The organism is Sorangium sp. So ce145 (genome assembly GCF_051525985.1).
GTDB classification, from domain to species: domain Bacteria; phylum Myxococcota_A; class Polyangia; order Polyangiales; family Polyangiaceae; genus Sorangium; species Sorangium cellulosum_B.
The window spans coordinates 585,152-602,501 of record NZ_CP150315.1 but is presented as its reverse complement, the minus strand read 5'-3'; the positions used below and the strand labels follow the sequence as shown (position 1 = coordinate 602,501).

The window sequence follows — 17,350 nt, the reverse complement described above, 5'->3', positions numbered from 1 at the left end:
GCTACGCCTCCTCCGTCTTGCCGATGAAGTGGACCGGGTCGATACGAACCCCGGGGCCCATCGTCGAAGACATCGTGATGCTCCGGAGGTAGATGCCCTTGGCCGTCGCCGGCTTGGCCCGGACGAGCGCCTGGATCAGCGCGTCCGCGTTCACGTGGAGCGCGTTCTCCGCGAAGGAGACCTTGCCGATCCGCGCGTGCACGATGCCCGCCTTCTCGACACGGTACTCCACCTTGCCGGCCTTCGCCTCCGAGACGGCCGTCTTCACGTCGAACGTCACGGTCCCGACCTTCGGGTTCGGCATCAGGCCGCGCGGACCGAGGATACGGCCGAGCTTGCCCACCAGACCCATCATGTCGGGCGTGGCGATCACGCGATCGAAGTCCATGAAGCCTTCCTGGACCTTGTTCACGAGATCCGCCTCGCCGACGAAGTCGGCGCCGGCCGCCTCGGCCTCCTTGGCCTTCTCGCCCTTGGCGAAGACCAGGACCCGGAGCGACTGCCCCGTCCCATGCGGGAGCACGACGGCGCCACGGACCATCTGGTCCGCGTGCCGCGGGTTGACACCCAGCCGGACCGCGAGGTCCACCGTCTCGTCGAACTTGGCGGGCGCCGCTTGCTTCACGAGCGCGCACGCCTCCTGCAATGTGTACTTTCGAGCGCGGTCGACGACTGCCCGCGCTGCGACTTTTTTCTTGGCGACTTTCGGCACATGCCCTCCTTCTTAACGGCTCTCGCCTCCCACGGTGCGCCTCAAACTACCGTGGTAAGTCTTGCTTCTGGCCCGCTGGGCGCCGCTCTCGGGGCGCCCGGCGCGGCGGGGCGCATCCCCGACGGCGGGGATCGCCACGACCACCTCAGTCGACGACGTCGATGCCCATCGAGCGCGCCGTGCCCGCCATGCTGCGCATCGCGGACTCGAGGTTCGTCGTGTTCATGTCCTGCATCTTGAGCTGGGCAAGCTCCTTCAGCTGCTTCTGCGTGACCTTGCCCACCTTGACCTTGTTGGGCTCCTTGGAGCCCGCGCCCGGCTTCTTCTTCGTCTCGAGCCCCGCCGCCTTCTTGAGGAGCACGGAGGCCGGCGGCGTCTTCATGATGAACGTGAACGAGCGGTCCGAGTAGACCGTGATCACCACCGGGATGATCAGGTCCCCCTGCGCCGCCGTCCGCGAGTTGAAGTCCTTGCAGAACGCCATGATGTTGACGCCGTGCTGGCCGAGCGCAGGACCGACGGGGGGCGACGGGTTGGCCTTGCCCGCCGGAAGCTGCAGCTTCACGTACCCTGTGACTTTCTTCGCCATGATGAATCTCGCACCCTATCGAACCGCCGCCCGACGGGCGGTCTACTATTCAGAGAAACAGCGGAGCACCGCGGAGGCGCGGTGCTCGCCCGCAGGTTTGCAGCCGTCCGTTCCTGGCTAGCGCTTCTCCACGGCTGAGAAGTCGAGCTCAACGCTGGTGGGTCGGCCGAAGATGCTGACCTTCACCTTGAGCTTCTGCTTGTCCATCTTCACGTCATCGACCGTGCCGGTGAAGTTCGCGAAGGCGCCGTCGAGGACCCGCACCTCCTCACCCACCTCGAACGTGAGCCGCGGCTTCGGCTTGACCGCCCCTTCGACGATCCCCCGCCGGAGATTGTCGATCTGAACGATCGGGACCTCCTGCGGCGTCTGATTGCCGATGAAGCCGGTCACCTTGGGCGTGTCCTTGACCAGGTGCCAGACCTGCTCGTTCATCTCCATCTCCACGAAGATGTAGCCGGGCAGACTGAGCTTCTGACGAACGCGGGTCTTACCGCCGGGACGGTTCTCCGTGACCGTCTCGCTCGGGATGAGGATCTCGCCGAACCGATCTTCCAGGCTGTACTGCTTCACGCGCTGCTGGAGCGCGTCGCGCACCTTCGCCTCGTATCCCGAGTAGGTATGGATGACGTACCACTTCTTGGCCATGGCGCTTGATTCCCTCAGGGTCTCCCTGCTTCAGCTTCCATCGCCGTAAACGATGTTGGTCACGAATGCCCAGAAGCGGTCGAGCAGCGCCAGGTAGAGGGTCGCCACGGTGGTCGTCGCGATGACGACGAACGTCGCATTCGTCACCTCTTTCTTGGTCGGCCACTTCACCTTCGCCAGCTCGGCGGCGACGTCGTCGCTCCAGGCGCGGAGCTCGGGGTTGCGGAACGCGCGCAACACGACGACCAGCGCGACGACGCCGCCGACGACCATGCCGTACGTCGTCTTGTCGTCGTCACCCACCGCGGAGAGCGCCGGCAGCGCCCGGCTGAACCAGTCCTTGTTGGCGAGGGTCGCCCAGACGCCATGGACGACCTTGCCGAGCAGGTAGGCGAGCAGCATCCCCGCGGCGAAGAAGCCGGCGAGCACATAGCGCTCCGAGCCGAGCTGAGCGGCCGCGACCTCCTCGTCCTCGGCCTCATCGGCGTCGTTCGATTCATCGGCACGCGGCGCCTCGGCGTCCTTCGCGTCAGCAGCCCCCGTCCCCTCGCTCCGCGTCACGAGAGACGAGTCCTCGGCAGGCGAGCTCGGTCCGGATTCTTCCGGCTCCTCGTCCTCCGCGACCTTCGTCGGCGGCTTGTCTTTTTGACCCTTCGCCATAACAACACCAAACGCGCCGACCCGCGGCAGACAAAGGCCTGCTCGGTGAGGATCCAGGGGCGGCCCTGAGGCGCCCACATCCCCCGGCAGGGGCAGAGAGGCTCGAACTCCCGACCTGCGGATTTGGAATCCGCTGCTCTACCAACTGAGCTATACCCCTAGAATCGCTGCGCCTTCCTGAGCACGCGTTCACTTCGTCTCGTCGTGAACCGTGTGCTTCTTGCACTGCTTGCAGAACTTCTTGAGCGACACCACCTGGTCCGGCGCCTTCGTGGTCTTGTAGTTCCGCGACTTGCACTCGCGGCAGGCCAGTGAGACGGCGATGCGCGCCGCACGCCACCCACCGGCCTGCTCGCCCACGTCGGCCTCCTACGCGAGGATCTTGGTGACGACGCCGGCGCCCACCGTCTTGCCGCCCTCGCGGATGGCGAAGCGCATCTGCTCCTCCAGCGCGACCGGGGCGATGAGCTCGATCGTCATCGTGATGTTGTCGCCCGGCATCACCATCTTCACCCCCTCGGGGAGGTTCACCGTGCCGGTCACGTCCGTCGTCCGGATGTAGAACTGCGGCCGGTAGTTGGTGAAGAACGGCGTGTGGCGCCCGCCCTCCTCCTTCTTGAGGACGTACACCTCACCGGTGAACTTCGTGTGCGGCGTGATCGACCCGGGCTTCGCCAGCACCTGGCCGCGCTCGATCTCTTCCTTCTCCACGCCGCGGAGCAGACACCCGACGTTGTCGCCCGCCTGCCCCTGATCGAGCAGCTTGCGGAACATCTCGACGCCCGTCACGACCGACTTCTTCGTGTCCTTGAAGCCGATGATCTGCACCTCGTCGCCGACCTTGATCACGCCGCGCTCGATGCGGCCCGTGGCCACCGTGCCGCGGCCCTTGATCGAGAACACGTCCTCGATCGCCATCAGGAACGGCTTGTCGATGTCGCGCACCGGCTCGGGGATGTAGCTGTCCAGCGCGCTGAGCAGCTGCTGGATCGTCTCCTCCCACTTCGGGTCGCCCTGAAGCGCGGGCAGCGACGCGCCACGGACCACCGGCGCGTTGTCCCCGTCGAACTTGTACTTCGACAGGAGCTCGCGGACCTCCATCTCGACCAGGTCGAGCATCTCCGGGTCGTCCACCGCGTCGCACTTGTTGAGGAACACGACGATGTGGTTCAGGCCGACCTGCCGGGCGAGCAGCACGTGCTCGCGCGTCTGCGGCATCACGCTGTCGAGCGACGACACGACGAGGATCGCCCCGTCCATCTGCGCCGCGCCGGTGATCATGTTCTTGATGTAGTCGGCGTGCCCGGGGCAGTCGACGTGCGCGTAGTGGCGGTTCGCCGACTCGTACTCGACGTGCGCCGCCGCGATGGTCACCGTCTTGGTCTCGTCACGGACCGTCCCGCCCTTCGCGATGTCGGCGTACGAGATCGCCTTCGCCAGGTTGCGCTTCGACTGCACCTTGACGAGCGCCGCCGTGAGCGTGGTCTTGCCGTGGTCGATGTGGCCGATGGTGCCCACGTTCACGTGCGGCTTCGTACGAGTGAATTTCTCCTTGGCCATCGAGATGTCTCCTGCCGAAATGAAGTTCGCGACTGCGTTGCGCTGTCCTCGCTGGAGCCCACCATCGGGATTGAACCGACGACCTCGTCCTTACCAAGGACGTGCTCTGCCAACTGAGCTAGGTGGGCAAACGACCGACCACGGAGCGGGCGACCGGGTTCGAACCGGCGACGTTCAGCTTGGAAGGCTGACGCTCTACCAACTGAGCTACACCCGCGGGCTTCCGTCGGGGGAGACCCCGGCGGATCTGGTTCCTGGTCGGACCGCCTTCGGAGCGAGACGTCGCTCCGGTGGAGGGTGATGGATTCGAACCATCGTAGGCATTGCCGGCAGATTTACAGTCTGCTCCCTTTGGCCGCTCGGGCAACCCTCCAGATTTTCTCTATTTATTCGATTTTACCGGCTTTGTCTCTGCCCTGACCTCCCGAACCACCGACCTGTTGCCGTGCATCGCCTTGCATCGGAGCTGACGAGGGGACTTGAACCCCTAACCCCCTGCTTACAAGGCAGGTGCTCTACCGATTGAGCTACGCCAGCGGCATCCACCCGCTGCCCGTCCCCGGGCTCCGGGAAACGTGCGTGCTGACCTAGCGAAATGTCCCAAGACCGATCACTTCTGTGCGAGCAATCAACTCCCGGCCCTGCTGGACCGCCTGCCTGCACGGTTCGGAGTGTCCCGACCGGGCTGGACCGCAGCGAGGTGAAGCTGTTGGTGCCGCTCACGTCGCTCCGAAGGTAGACGAGTCCCGCGAAGGGAGGAGGCTCTTAGCCCCCTGCAAGAGACGTGTCAAGCGGTGTGCATCGTTTTCGTCCGTTTCGCTGGAATCGGCTGCGAGAGCGCGGTCTGGCCGCGCGGTCGAGCTGGGCGCTCCAGAGCACCGGCGTCCTCCGACGGCGCCGATCTCGCTCGAGCGCTCCCGGTTTTCAAGTGCGGACGTCGAGCAGCACGCTCTCGCGGCGCGCGGAGCGCGGCGGCGAGGCGCTCACGCAGCTGCTCGCCCGGACCGCGTGCTCGCGCCGAACGCCGCGCGCAGCGACGGCGCGCCTCGGGCGAGCAGCTGCGTGAGCGCGAACGCAAGCGAACGTGAAACGTGAACGATGGGGGGGCGACGACGAGGACGACGAGGACGACGAGGACGACGAGGGCGCGCGCCGGCGGCGCCTCGGGCGAGCGAGAGGTCCCTTGCGCTCCGCTCGCGGCTGCTGCGATCCTGCCCGGCGCACGCTCGCCCGGGCGCGCCGCGGAGCGGCCCGAGGCGACGATCGCGTTCCGTCATGCTTCGGGGGTAGAGGTTCGATCGCATGGAATGTCCCGCTTGCCATCAGCCAAACATCGATGGGGCGCGCTTCTGCGCCACGTGCGGCGCGCTCCTCCCTGTCGCGCCGGTGGAAGCGGACCCGCTCATCGGCTCCATCGTCGGCGGCCGGTTCCGCATCATCGGCGTGCTCGGCGAGGGCGGGATGGGCCGCGTCTACGACGGCGAGCAGCCGATGGGCACGTCGGTGCGGAAGGTCGCCATCAAGACGCTCCTCTCGCAGCACGCGAAGGATCCGCAGGTGGTCGCGCGCTTCATGCGGGAGTGCGGCACGGTCAGCGAGCTCGAGCACCCGAACACCATCAAGGTCTACGACTTCGGGCAGACGAACACCGGGGAGCTCTACATCGCGATGGAGCTCCTCAACGGGCAGTCGCTGGAGACGGCGCTCGAGCGGGGCGGCGCGCTCTCTCCCGAGCGCGTCGATCGCATCATCGCGCAGACGTGCGGGTCGCTCCAGGAGGCCCATGAGAAGGGGATCGTCCACCGCGACCTGAAGCCCGCCAACATCTTCTTGACCAAGCGCGCCGGCGAGGAGGACTACGTCAAGGTCCTCGACTTCGGCATCGCGAAGCGCGACGAGCGCAGCGCCAAGGCCGAGCAGAAGCTGACCCAGCAGGGGACGGTGCTCGGCACCCCACCGTACATGAGCCCGGAGCAGTTCACGGGGACCGAGCTCGACGCGCGGAGCGACATCTACTCGCTCGGCGTGCTGACCTACGAGATGCTCACCGGGCGCCTGCCGTTCGACGCCGACACGCCGTGGGCATGGGCGACGCAGCACATGACGGCGCAGCCGTTCCCGTTCGAGGCGGTGCCGATGGGCGCCGCGGCCCCGCCGAAGATGAAGGCGGCCGTCATGAGGGCCCTCAGTAAGAGGCGCGAGGACCGGCAGCAGTCGGCGCGGGAGTTCTACGAGGATCTCACGATCGGCGCGGGCGCCCGCCTCTCGGTGCTCGCGGCGGCACCGCGCACCCTCGTCGGGAGCGACGCGCCGACCAGCGGGACGGCGCTGATGCCGTCGCGCTCGGGCCAGACGCAGCTCGGGGAGCCGCTGTTCGTCGCGGGGCCGCCCACGGGATCGGGGCCGGTGAGGACCGTCGTCAACCATCAGGCCCATCAGGCCCATCAGGCCGCGACGGTCATGGATCAGGCTGTCGTGCCGGCGCACCCGGCCGTGCCCACGGGCAGCGGCCAGGTGTTCCCCGCGCCGCCGCCGGCGCCGCAGAAGAGCAAGGCAGCTCCGATCCTCGCCGCGGTCGCGGCCGTCGCGGTGCTCGGCGTCGTGGGCATCGTCATGATGACGAAGGGGAGCGGCGGGAGCACGACGGAGGAGAGCACGTCGACCGCGATCCCGCTGCCCACGGGCGCGCCGTCGGTCACCGTGGCGTCGGATCCCGTGGGCACACCCACGAGCACGCCCACGACGACCCCGGAGCCTCCCCCGCCCGAGCCCACCGGCCCGGACAAGGCGCCGCCGGACACCCCGAAGAACACGTCGACTCCGACGACCCCGACCGCGACCACCGGGCCCAAGGCCCCGCCGCCCGGCAACGAGAAGGCGGAGCAGGAGTGCAGGGCCGCGATCAACCTGGCGAACGGCGGCAACACGGATCTCGCGGTGAAGCGCTTCGCGTCCTGCGATGGCCCCAAGAAGGCCGAGGCGAGGGCCGCCATCAGCGCGAGCGCCAAGCGGGCGGTCGCGTCCAAGGGGTGCGCGGCGAAGTCCCACGCCTTGGCCGCCGCGCGGATCGGGGCGGGTGAGGCGATGTCCCAGCTGCCAGCACAATGTCGATGAAGAGAGGTGGGCCGGATCGGGCACAACGCTCAGCGGGTCCGGGCTGTTCCAGGCTTGCCTTGACGCCCGATTTTGACCGGTGCTAGATCCTGCCCGACAGTTCTGAAAGTTCAGTGCACGCCGCGCCCTGGCTTTGTTTGGTCGGCGCTTGACTTTGGAACACGGGGGAGAAGGTCGCTCACGGGAAATGGGCAGTAAGATTCGTTTGGCCGCGCCTCGAATGAGCTGGCGCGACATATGTCGATCCAAAGAGTTCGCTGGGCGATGGATCGCCCTTGACAATGTCAAATACGTTCAAGGCTGTTCCCAGCCGGCCGAAGCCGACGTTGTGGACGCCGACGATGACCTGGCCGACTTATGCGCGAGGATGCGCGAGGCCGACCGCACGGCGTGTGCGATCCTCTTCGTCGAGGACGACGCCGGAGTACCTGCGCGGGTCCAGCGACTGCCGCAGCTTTGGCGCCGCGTCGCGCACCACTGATCCGCCGGAACATCCTCACCCACCCAGTCCGGCCGTCTGACGAGGCGAGCGCCCTCGGGAGCGTCTCCGCCAGAGCGGGGTGCAGGTTCGTGGGATACGGGCTCAGCCGCTAGGCAGGCGCGTGAGGCGTACGAAAGTACGCCGCAGCGAGCCGAGCGACGCGGCTGAGCTCGTAGCGCACGAAGATGCGCCCGCTCTGACCGAGCGTGGCTCGGAGCGCTCACGCTCCTGCCGTTCGCCGCGCCGAACGTCGGTCGCGCGTCGGTCCCCGCCTCGGGACGTCGCGTCCGCCCTGCCGCCAGCCGATCTTCGGCTACTTGAGGATCGGCTTCAGCAGGGTCTTGCCGTCCTTGACGACGACATCGTAGTCGACGGACTTGGCCGGGTTCGTCGCCCGCAGCTTCGCTGCCTGCGCGCGGAGGCTCTCGGCCAGGCGCTCGTAGGTGACGCCGGCCGTCGACTCACGCGCGGCGCGCTTCGTCTCGACGTACTTCGCGTAGATCTGACGCAGCCGCTGCTCCGGGAGCTCGTCGTCGCGCGCAGCAGATCGCTGCGGGGGCGCCGGTCGCGCGCGCACCGCGGCGTCGAGGCCGGCGCGCGCGGCCTCCGGGGGGCGCGACGGCGTCCGCGGCGCCGTCTGCCGAGCGCCGCTCGCCGCGCCGGTCTCCGCGGCAGGCGGCGCGGTGGAGCGGCGGCGCCGGGCCGACGGCGGGCGCTCCGAGTGGACGCGCTCCTGCCGCCTCGCTCCGGTGCCCTTCGCGTCGCCCGCCGCGGCGGCGGCAGCGACCGCTGGGGCTTCGGCCGGAGCGCCAGGAGAAGGTTTGGCGGGGCTCGGGGGCGGCGGTCGCTTCGGAGCAGGCGGCGGCTCGGACGCGACGTCCGTCAACGCCTCTGGAGGCCCGGCCTTCGCCGCGTCGCCGGTCTTTGTGCGCTGAGCGCGCATCTCCGCCGCGAGCTCGGCGAGCCGCTGACGGCTGTTCGCGCCCGCCGCAGGCTGGGCCTTGTCGACGGCAGGGCGCGCCGGCGACTTCGCGCCTGCTGGCGAGGCCTCGGCCGGCTTCGCCTCTGCCGCCTTGCTCTCCGCCGGCTTCTGCTGGGGCCTGGTCAGGCCGAGCCCCCGGGGCAGCCCTCCCAGCGGCGCGGGCTTCACGGCCACGGCCGCCTGCGGCATGGCAGGCGGCGCGAGCGCAGGGCGCACCGGCGCGCTGGCGGGCGCCGCGCTCGACGCCTCCGGCGCGGTCAGCGGCGCGAGCGCAGGGCGCACCGGCGCGCTGGCGGGCGCCGCGCTCGACGCCTCCGGCGCGGTCAGCGGCGCGACCGCGGCGCGAGGCGCGGCCTCCTCGGCGGCCAGCGCGGCCAGCGATCGCTTTCCCAAGAGCGACGCGGCGGGCAAGGGCGGGGGCGCCAGCGTGACCGCCTCGTCGTCGACGTCGATCTCCTCGTGATCGCCGCTGCCATCGGCGCGGTGGACCGGCTCGCGCGCCGTCTCCTGCTGCTCGGCGAGCTCCGCGTAGCGCTCTGCCCGCTTGCGGCCGACGATCGTGAGCGCTTCCTTCGCGCCGACCCGCTTCGCTGCGCGGATGACGTCGCGGCGGTACGTGCCGTTCTCGATCTCGCGCGAGATGCGGCCCCAGTACTGCTGGAACGTGTTGTAGCGCTGGATCAGCATCTGGAACTTGAACCGGAGCCCGGTGTTCCTGATCTGCTCCCGCCGCATCACCCAGATGCGACGCTCGACGTCCTTGCGCGGGATGAGCGGCTCCAGCCGTTCGATCCCCATGAAATACTGCTCGTAGAGCGCGCGCAGCCGCTCGATGCGCGTCTCCAGCTCCTCGAGCTCCCGCTCGACCTCACCCGATTCCATCGCGGCTAGAGGGGCGTGATGCGCAGGTTGTCGAAGCAGACCGGCGCATCCCATGCGTTGAAGCCCATGTGCTCGTGCCCTGGACCGGAGAGCGGAGCAGGGTCGCTGAGCTCCAGGTACTCGACGTCGTTCACCGACCAGGAGAGGGTCCTGCCGTCACGACGCTCTATCCGGAAGCGATACGGTTGCCCCGGCGCGACCGGCCGCGCGCGGTCGTCGTCGCTGTCCGGATCCACGTCGATCTCCAGCCGTTCGGCGCTGTGCTCGTCGAGGCGCGCGAGCACGTGCTTCGTGTTCTTCCATCCTCCGAGGATCACGAGGTAGCTCGTCGCGTTCGTGTAGCTCGCCGCCGTCGCCCCGCTCCGACCGTCTCCCCAGAGCTCGGCCTTGAGATCGCCGTCCGGGGCCTCGGCGATGGCGTCGAACTCGATCCGGGCGTTCTCCGGCAGCGGCCGCTTCAACCACACGCCGCGGTTCCTCGCGGCGCGCGCGCAGAGCCGCCCGTCGTCGATGGCCCACTTGGAGCTCAAGGCGTTCCAGTCGGGGCCGAGCGCGGGCCGGTTGAAGTCGTCCTCGAACACACCCGTACCCTGCGCTCCCGGAGCGGCGCCCGCGCTCGGCGAGGAGACCGACGACGCGACCGTCCCGGCTGGCCGCGCGCTCGCGTCCCCCGTGGCCGGCCCTTCGGGAACACACGCCGCGCTCACGAGCAGCCCAGGCACTGCGAAGACCCCGACGGTGGCACGGCCAGAGAGCACGGAATCGATGCTAGCAGCGGCGCGCGCGGACTTCGAGAGCCGCTTCGCGGGCGCCGTCGACAGGAGGGGGAGAACCTCGCGCTGCGCTGACGGCCCGGGCACATCGAGATCGCCCGGCGCGGTCGGAGCAGCGCCAGCGAACGCCTTGGCTCGCTGCGTCATGCGCGAGAGACGATGCTTGATGGTCCCCAAGCCCAGGCGTAAGGAGAGGCGCCATGCATCCCATCCTGTTCCGCGTCCCGCTGCCCGCCTGGACCGTGCCCCTGCTCTGGGTCTTCCTGATCGCTGCGGGCATCGCTTTCGCGGGCGCGATCGGGCTGCTCCTCGCAAAGAACAAACCAGGCGCGACGGCCGCGGGCATCGCGGGCGTCGCGCTCGCGGCGATCGCCTCCCAGGTCAAGGAGCAGACCTACACCCTGGGTCCGCTGCCCATCTACAGCTACGGCGTCATGCTCGGGCTCTCGCTCGTGGTCGGCTGGTACCTGACGCTCGGGCTCGCGGAGCGCGACGGCCTGCCGAAGGAGACGATGGCCAACTGCTACGTCGTCACCGCCCTCGCCGCGGTCGTCGGGTCGCGCGTGCTCTACATCCTCACGAACCTCGACGAGTTCGACTCGTTCGGCGCGATGTTCGACATCCGCCGCGGCGGGCTGGTGGCGTACGGCGGCTTCCTCGGCGGCTTCCTGGGCTCGTACCTGTTCCTGCGCTCCCATCGCATCCCGCTGCTCCCCTGGGCCGACGTCGCCGTCCCGAGCCTCGCCTCGGGCCTGATGATCACGCGCATCGGGTGTTACCTCTTCGGCTGCGACTTCGGCCGGCCGCTCGGCGAGACGGCGCCCGCCTGGCTGAAGAAGCTCGGCACGTTCCCGCGCTGGGCCGAGGGCACGCTGGACCACGGCAGCGGGTCCCCGGCGTGGGTGCAGCACGTCAAGGAGCGCGGGCTGGATCCGAGCTCGGAGGCGTCGCTCGCCGTGCATCCGACGCAGATCTACGAGGCGCTCGTCGGCGCAGGGCTGCTCGCGCTCCTGCTCCTCGCGCGCCGCCGGCAGAAGTTCCGGGGCGAGATCTTCCTCATCTTCACGTTCTCCTACGGCGTCTGCCGCTACCTGCTCGAGCTCCTCCGCGACGACGCGGAGCGCGGCTCGATCCCGCCGTCGCTCCCGGAGCACGTGTTGCTCCCGGCCGGCCTCGTGATCTTCGCCGTGGGATACACGATCGGGTTCTCCCACCTCCTCCGCGACAACATGGTGCGCAAGGTGACGCAGGTGCTCTCCTTCGTCCCCGCGGTCGCCCTGTACCTGGCCCTCAGGCCCGAGACGTTCGCCGCCTCCGCGACCCTCCAGTACTCGACCTCCCAGGCCGTCGCGCTGGCGACCGGGCTCGCCGCGTCGATCGCGTTCGCGGTCTATCACAAGGCCGCCCTGGACCACCCGGAGCAGGCGATGGCGCTCAGCCTCCCGGACAGCCCCGCCGCGGCCGCCGACAGGCAAGCAGATGGCGACGACGACGAGGACGAGGACGACGAGGACGACGCGCCGAGAAAGAAGCGGAGCGCGCCGCCGAAGGCCGGCGACGCGCCGCCGCGGGCCACGCGCGGCAGCGCAAAGGACGAAGGCCGGGCGACGGCCCGCGAAACCGGCGCCGCCGAGGCGCCCGACACCACCGGAGAGGCATAGACCGTGAAGATCGCATTCGGAGAGGGCAAGCTCGTACCGGCCGTCGTGCAGGATCGGCTGACCGGGCAGGTCCGGATGCTCGCGTACATGACGCGGGAGTCGCTCGCCAGGACGCTCGAGACGGGGCGCGCCACCTTCTTCAGCCGATCGCGCGGCGAGCTCTGGGAGAAGGGGGCGACGAGCGGCAACACGCTCGCGGTGACGAGCGTCCACGCCGACTGCGATGGGGACGCGCTCCTGATCCTCGCGGAGCCCCGCGGCCCGACGTGCCACACCGGGAGCGCGAGCTGCTTCTTCCGGCAGGTCGATGCCCGCGGCGACGGGGAGCCCGAGGCCGCCGACGAGGGGCAGGACGCGTCCGCGCTGCTCGAGTCGCTCGAGCGCGAGCTCGAGGCGCGCAAGGCGTCGTCGGCGACGAAGAGCTACACCCGGAAGCTGCTCGACGGAGGCGCGCCGCTCATCGGCGCAAAGCTCCGCGAGGAGGCCGGCGAGCTGGCCCAGGCGATCGCCGGGGAGAGCGACGAGCGCGTCGCGTCCGAAGCGGCGGACGTCATCTACCACCTGCTGGTCGGCCTCGCGTCGCGCGGCGTCCCGCTGCGCGCGGTGCTCTCGGCGCTCGCGTCACGCATGGGCACGAGCGGCCTCGTCGAGAAGGCGTCGCGGGCACAGAAGGACAGCCCGGGGAAGCCGTGATCCGCCGCGCGCCGCCGCCTCGATGCGGCGGCGGCTCACGCTTCGCGATCCGCCGCGCAGCGCTGCCGGCGGCGCTGCGCTGTCAGCAACCGCAGAGCCCGTTGTAGACGGACGAAGCCCTGTCACCGCAACCGGGTTGCCGCTCAGGATCACCCCGAGGGCGGCGGCGCCCGCGAGAGCGAGGCGGCAGACGGCGAGGCTTCGCCGCCGCAGCTGCGCGCCGGCCCCCGCCCGCCGTGAGGGCGGCGGATGGGCTATTCTGGATGGATGAGCCCGTTCCGTGAGCCGCCCGGCATCGAGCTCGGCCCGCTGGAGGTCGGCCTCGGGCGCGCGGCGCGGCGGGCGATGGTGGGCCTCATCCCGAGCGGAGGACGGCTCATCGCGCCGGACGGCTACGCGCGGGCCCTCCGCGGCGAAGGCGGCTCCTGGCGCGGCCGCTCGCACACCGCGGGCGCGCTGGGCTCCCTGGGGCTCTTGCTGGCGTCGGCCTGCGCCTTCGTCGCGGCGACCGGCGGCTGGAAGCTGCACGGCCTCGAGGCCACGGCGGTGACGGTCGCGCTGGTGATCGCGGGCGGGGTCTCGCTGGCCGCGGTGCTGCGCGCCATCGATGCGCCGCGCGAACGGCTCACCGTGCACGGCGCGGTCGTCGGCAGGGCGGCGAGGCGCGCGCTCCGCAGGGCAGGGCGCCTCGCGCGCCACGCGGAGCGCGCGCCGGACAGGTTCGGCCCTCGCCGCGTCACCGCGCTGCGCAAGACGTTATCCATGCTCGCGGATCCGCTCATCGCGGACTGGATCCCCGCGGACGTGCGCGGCCGCGCCGAGCTCCTCCTCGCCCGCGCCATCGCCGCGAGCGTCGGCGCGCGCTGGGCGCGCGAGGCCAGCGTCCGTACCGAGGTCCGGGCGCTGCTGCTCGCCGCGGCCGATCACCTGATCGAGCCGACGCCGGCCCGGCTGGACCTGCTCGTGCTGGCAGAGCACACCGAGCCCGCCCCGACGCCGCCCGGTGCACGTTGGCCACAGCGCGTGACCGCTGCGGCGCAGCTTCGCTGCAGGGCGCCGTCGCCCCCTGTCCCCTCCGACGCCGTCGCCGAGGACGCCGCGGCGGGGGTCGATCTCGACGCGACCGATTCCTCCGGCGAGGCGATCGATCGTGCTAGGGTGCGCTGCTGAAGGGCGCGTCGCCGACGCCTCGGGAGGCGTCGGCGGCGTTGCAGGAACCCCGTGAATCCACCTCGATTCCGGAGCTCTTCACGCTCCCGGGCCATCCCCCTGCCCCCTGCGCTCGGCCGCGCCCACCTCGCGCTCTGGTGCGCGTTGCTCCTGGGGACGTGCCCGAGGCGCGCGCTCGGGCAAGGCGCGGTGGCCGCCGCCGACGCAGACGCGACGGCGCAGGAGCGAGCGCCGCGCGCCGCTGCGCCCCCCCACGCGGCCGCGCTGTCGCCCGGCGCGGCGCTCCAGGAGAGGCATCGCGTCCGGTACACCCTCGACGGCATCGAGATCCGAGGCAACGTGCGGACCGCCGCGCGCGTGATCCTCCGCTACGTCAGGTTCCGCGCGGGGGACGTGCTCGACGTCGAGGATCCGGAGATCGAGCTCACGCGCTACCGCCTCCTCGGGACCGGGTTCTTCGCCTCGGTCGGGTTCTCGCTCCGCAAAGGGGTCGAGCGCGGGAGCGCGACGCTCGTGATCGACGTCGTCGAGCGCAACACGTTCGTCGTGCAGGACCTCTGGCTCGGCATCGCGGCCGACGAGGACACCGCGGGCAACGCGAAGCCGCTCTCCGCGTTCACTGGCGTGCAGGTCGCCGAGACCAACCTCGCCGGCACGGGGATCACGCTCGGCGCCGGCGTCGGGCTCGCGGCCGACCAGCTCGCGCTGAGGACCCGCTTCGTCGACCCCGCGTTCGTGGGGACCCGCTGGTCGGCCGCGGTGACGGTGCTCTACAACGACGCCCGTGACTTCTTCGGCAACCGGGACGTCGTCTTCGAGTCCCCGTTGCTCGAGCAGCGCGAGGTCACGGGCTACGCCGTCGTCGCCTACAAGCGGTTCGGCGCGACGCTCGGCACAGGTCACGACGTCTCCTCCTCCTCGCGGCTGTCGCTCGACTACCACCTGGAGCAGATCGACGCGACCGTGCCCACGGTCGCCTCGCACATGCGCGGCGACAGCCGCGAGCCCATCGAATTCGACATCCTGGGCGGCAAGACGGTGCTCTCGTCGCTGCACGCCGCGATCGATCACGACACGCGCGACGCGCCCTTCCTTGCGACGCAGGGCACGCTCGCGTCGGTCTCGGTCACGGTGGGCGTACCGCCGTTCGGCAGCGACTACGGCTACCAGAAGTTCGAGTTCGGCGCGCAGCGCTGGTTCCGCCTGCCGCTGCGGCACGTGCTCCGCGTCGAGGCGTTCGCCGGCGCGATAGCCGGGGACGCGCCGTTCTTCGAGAAATTCTACGTCGGCGATCTCACCGACCTCCTTCCGGATCGGCTGCTCGACCTCGCGCCCGATCGGAGGCAACCGCCGAACTTCCTCAGCACGGACATCATCGAGGTCCGGTACGGAGACTTCGCCGCGAAGCTGGAGGCGGAGTACCGGATCCCGGTCTACGCCGGCCGCGGCTCCATCTACGGCGTCGATCTCTTCGGCGCCGCGGGCCTGTACGGCCTCGCGACGCGCCGCGAGTTCACCGATGCGCCGACCGGATACAAGGGCTTCGCCCGCGTGCCCGTGGACGTCACCTACAACCTCGGTCTGCGGGTCGACACGGCGGTCGGCGGGGTGACGCTCGCGTTCTCGAACCTGCTCGGGCTGATCCCGGCGCGGCGCGGTGCGCGGAAATGATCTGCTCGATCTGCTCCAATGCATCCAATGCATCCAATGCACATCGCGGACCGGAGCGCGCGACGCGCGCGGGCGGTGGCCGCCGTGCCTGGCACCTCCGAGAGGCGCGGCGAGCGCTCGTGGCGCTCGGCCGCGGAGCGGCGCGCTGGCTCGGGATCGCGCTGCTCGCGACGCTCGCCCTCCGAGCGAGCTGGTCGCTGGCCCAGGAGGGGCCGGGGCCCAGGGAGATCGCGGACGCGGACGCGGAGCAGGCGCTCGGCGCGCCGGCCGCGCTGCCCACCCGGGTGGCGAGCTTGACGCTCGACAAGACGATCGTGCAGCTGACCGTGGGCTTCCGCGACGTCGTCGACGGCGAGATCTCGAAGAAGCTGCTCAGCGGGCTCCCCACCGTCATCACGATGCGCGGCTACCTCTTTCACGAGAGCGGAGGCAACCCTGTCGCGCTCGCCGCCAAGAGCTGCCGGATCGTCTACGACCTCTGGGATGAGGTGTTCCGGATCCAGCTGATCCAGGCCGGAGGTCAGTCGAGCACGGTCGCGATCAACGTCGAGGGCGTGCTCCGCAACTGCGCCGAGGCCCGGCGGCTGCCGCTCGTGGAGCGGTCGCTCATCCGCGACGGCAGCCGCTATTTCGTCGCCGTGCTGGTCGAGGTGAACCCCATGAGCGCCGAGATGCTCGATCGCATCAAGCGGTGGGTGACCCGGCCGCCCGGCTCGACGGCGATCGGGCCGGGCGACTCGCTGTTCGGCTCCTTCGTCGGCCTGTTCGTGACGCGCATCGGCAACGCCGACCGGAGGCTCGCCTTCCGCACGCAGCCCTTTTTGCCGCCGGTGCCACCGCCCAGCCCGCCTCCCCCTCCCCAGAGGTCTCCCGGCCGCTGAGCCACGCGCGCGGCGGCCTCGCTCGACGTCACGCCCCTCGCCCACCGGGCGGCGCGTCGGTCTACACTCATCGCGGACGCTCTGTTCGTGTCGGTTCCACCCCATGCGCCTTTTTCCCATCGCGCTCGATCTCAACGGCCAGCGGGCGCTCGTCATCGGCGCGGACGGCGACGCGCCGTACACGGTGGAGCGCCTCCTCTCGGCGGGCGCTCGCGTCTCCGTCGTCGCGCCAGGGCAGGTCGACGGGTCCATCGAGCAAGCCAGCCGGGAGGGGCGGCTCGATCTGCACCGGCGAGCATTCCTCGAGGGCGACCTCGCCGGGGCCGCCATCGTGTTCCTCGTGCCGGGCGACGAGGCGCTCTCGCGGCGCCTCCACGGAGAGCTCGCGGGCGCCGGGCGCCTCGTCTGCACGCTGGATCGCCCGGAGGTGTCGAACTTCGTCAATCCTTCGGTGGTCTCTGCCTCCGGGCTGACGATGAGCTTCAGCAGCCATGGCGTCAGCCCTGGAACGATACGGCGCATCCGGGAGGACCTCGGCGCCCTCTTCTCGGATCCTCGCTTCGCCCGCTACATCGAGGCGCTGCGCAGGCTCCGCGAGAGCCTCCCTCGGGGCCCCGAGCGGGCCGCGCGCATGCGCCGGGCGACCCTGGGCTTCGGGCTGGAGGCGAGGCTTCGGTTCCCTGCATGGCTGGAGCGAGGCGGCGAGCCTTGATGACCGAAGAGGCCGCGCCAGAGCGGCGGGGGCGCCGCGGGGGGCGCGAGCCTCGGCGCGGGCTCGGCGCGGGCCTCGGCTAGAGCGCGCGCGCCCCCGGATGAACGCGAAACCCCTTGTGTAGAGCGGCCTTCAAGGCTTAAGTGGGCGCCCACGCGACA

The 17,350-nt window shown here is 70.4% G+C and carries 16 protein-coding genes and 5 tRNA genes; 8 read left to right on the top strand and 13 right to left on the bottom strand.

The features are described from left to right. Position 1: 1 nt before the first annotated feature. The 11 genes from rplA to WMF34_RS02190 all read right to left on the bottom strand — a co-directional run bounded on the left by rplA (position 2) and on the right by WMF34_RS02190 (position 4,706). Positions 2 to 712: a 50S ribosomal protein L1 gene (gene rplA / locus WMF34_RS02240; protein ID WP_012233042.1), complete on the bottom strand. Its 711-nt coding sequence runs from the start codon at positions 710 to 712 to the stop codon at positions 2 to 4. Positions 713 to 857: 145 nt separating this feature from the next. Next, positions 858 to 1,301 carry a 50S ribosomal protein L11 gene (rplK, locus tag WMF34_RS02235; protein ID WP_012233041.1) on the bottom strand — a complete coding sequence of 148 codons (444 nt, stop codon included), beginning with the start codon at positions 1,299 to 1,301 and terminating at the stop codon, positions 858 to 860. 117 nt (positions 1,302 to 1,418) lie between these two features. Beyond that, complete coding sequence (gene nusG / locus WMF34_RS02230) at positions 1,419 to 1,949, bottom strand: transcription termination/antitermination protein NusG (RefSeq protein ID WP_012233040.1); 531 nt, start codon at positions 1,947 to 1,949, stop codon at positions 1,419 to 1,421. A 30-nt stretch (positions 1,950 to 1,979) separates the two neighbouring features. Next, positions 1,980 to 2,609, bottom strand: a complete 630-nt coding sequence (gene secE, locus WMF34_RS02225) for a preprotein translocase subunit SecE (protein WP_231864657.1) — start codon at positions 2,607 to 2,609, stop codon at positions 1,980 to 1,982. A gap of 87 nt (positions 2,610 to 2,696) precedes the next feature. Next, positions 2,697 to 2,769: transfer RNA gene (locus WMF34_RS02220), tRNA-Trp, on the bottom strand. 29 nt (positions 2,770 to 2,798) lie between these two features. Beyond that, the gene (gene rpmG, locus WMF34_RS02215; protein WP_012233038.1) at positions 2,799 to 2,969 is read right to left on the bottom strand and encodes a 50S ribosomal protein L33; all 171 of its coding nucleotides are present in this window, start codon (positions 2,967 to 2,969) and stop codon (positions 2,799 to 2,801) included. Between the two features lie 9 nt (positions 2,970 to 2,978). Then, a complete protein-coding gene (gene tuf, locus WMF34_RS02210) occupies positions 2,979 to 4,169 on the bottom strand; it encodes an elongation factor Tu (RefSeq protein ID WP_012233037.1) in 1,191 nt (396 codons plus the stop codon). A 52-nt stretch (positions 4,170 to 4,221) separates the two neighbouring features. Next, positions 4,222 to 4,297: transfer RNA gene (locus tag WMF34_RS02205), tRNA-Thr, on the bottom strand. A gap of 16 nt (positions 4,298 to 4,313) precedes the next feature. Then, positions 4,314 to 4,386 (bottom strand) — tRNA-Gly (locus WMF34_RS02200). 74 nt (positions 4,387 to 4,460) lie between these two features. Next, a tRNA-Tyr gene (locus WMF34_RS02195) sits at positions 4,461 to 4,542 on the bottom strand. Between the two features lie 91 nt (positions 4,543 to 4,633). Then, positions 4,634 to 4,706, bottom strand: a tRNA-Thr gene (locus WMF34_RS02190). A 765-nt stretch (positions 4,707 to 5,471) separates the two neighbouring features. Here WMF34_RS02190 and WMF34_RS02185 point away from each other — a divergent pair. Next, on the top strand, positions 5,472 to 7,283 hold the full coding sequence (locus WMF34_RS02185; RefSeq protein ID WP_437992265.1) for a serine/threonine-protein kinase: 1,812 nt from the start codon (positions 5,472 to 5,474) through the stop codon (positions 7,281 to 7,283). Positions 7,284 to 7,470: 187 nt separating this feature from the next. Next, complete coding sequence (locus WMF34_RS02180; RefSeq protein ID WP_157906390.1) at positions 7,471 to 7,764, top strand: hypothetical protein; 294 nt, start codon at positions 7,471 to 7,473, stop codon at positions 7,762 to 7,764. 313 nt (positions 7,765 to 8,077) lie between these two features. On the opposite strand, the gene WMF34_RS02175 is transcribed toward WMF34_RS02180, so the two are convergent. Together WMF34_RS02175 and WMF34_RS02170 are read right to left on the bottom strand one after the other, a co-directional pair. Further along, complete coding sequence (locus WMF34_RS02175) at positions 8,078 to 9,628, bottom strand: MXAN_5187 C-terminal domain-containing protein (protein WP_012233035.1); 1,551 nt, start codon at positions 9,626 to 9,628, stop codon at positions 8,078 to 8,080. A 5-nt stretch (positions 9,629 to 9,633) separates the two neighbouring features. After that, positions 9,634 to 10,548, bottom strand: coding sequence for a hypothetical protein (locus WMF34_RS02170; RefSeq protein ID WP_231864656.1), 915 nt, complete (start codon positions 10,546 to 10,548; stop codon positions 9,634 to 9,636). A 53-nt stretch (positions 10,549 to 10,601) separates the two neighbouring features. Here WMF34_RS02170 and WMF34_RS02165 point away from each other — a divergent pair, with 53 nt between their 5' ends. From WMF34_RS02165 to WMF34_RS02140, 6 genes are all read left to right on the top strand, one after another. Further along, positions 10,602 to 12,062, top strand: coding sequence for a prolipoprotein diacylglyceryl transferase (locus WMF34_RS02165; protein WP_437992264.1), 1,461 nt, complete (start codon positions 10,602 to 10,604; stop codon positions 12,060 to 12,062). Positions 12,063 to 12,065: 3 nt separating this feature from the next. Further along, positions 12,066 to 12,755, top strand: a complete 690-nt coding sequence (hisIE, locus tag WMF34_RS02160) for a bifunctional phosphoribosyl-AMP cyclohydrolase/phosphoribosyl-ATP diphosphatase HisIE (RefSeq protein ID WP_012233032.1) — start codon at positions 12,066 to 12,068, stop codon at positions 12,753 to 12,755. A gap of 267 nt (positions 12,756 to 13,022) precedes the next feature. After that, the gene (locus WMF34_RS02155) at positions 13,023 to 13,925 is read left to right on the top strand and encodes a hypothetical protein (protein ID WP_437992263.1); all 903 of its coding nucleotides are present in this window, start codon (positions 13,023 to 13,025) and stop codon (positions 13,923 to 13,925) included. Positions 13,926 to 13,976: 51 nt separating this feature from the next. Continuing rightward, positions 13,977 to 15,596: a BamA/TamA family outer membrane protein gene (locus WMF34_RS02150; protein WP_012233030.1), complete on the top strand. Its 1,620-nt coding sequence runs from the start codon at positions 13,977 to 13,979 to the stop codon at positions 15,594 to 15,596. A gap of 119 nt (positions 15,597 to 15,715) precedes the next feature. Further along, positions 15,716 to 16,477 carry a hypothetical protein gene (locus WMF34_RS02145; protein WP_437992262.1) on the top strand — a complete coding sequence of 254 codons (762 nt, stop codon included), beginning with the start codon at positions 15,716 to 15,718 and terminating at the stop codon, positions 16,475 to 16,477. 103 nt (positions 16,478 to 16,580) lie between these two features. Then, positions 16,581 to 17,189: a precorrin-2 dehydrogenase/sirohydrochlorin ferrochelatase family protein gene (locus WMF34_RS02140; protein ID WP_012233028.1), complete on the top strand. Its 609-nt coding sequence runs from the start codon at positions 16,581 to 16,583 to the stop codon at positions 17,187 to 17,189. The last annotated feature ends 161 nt before the right edge of the window (positions 17,190 to 17,350 follow it).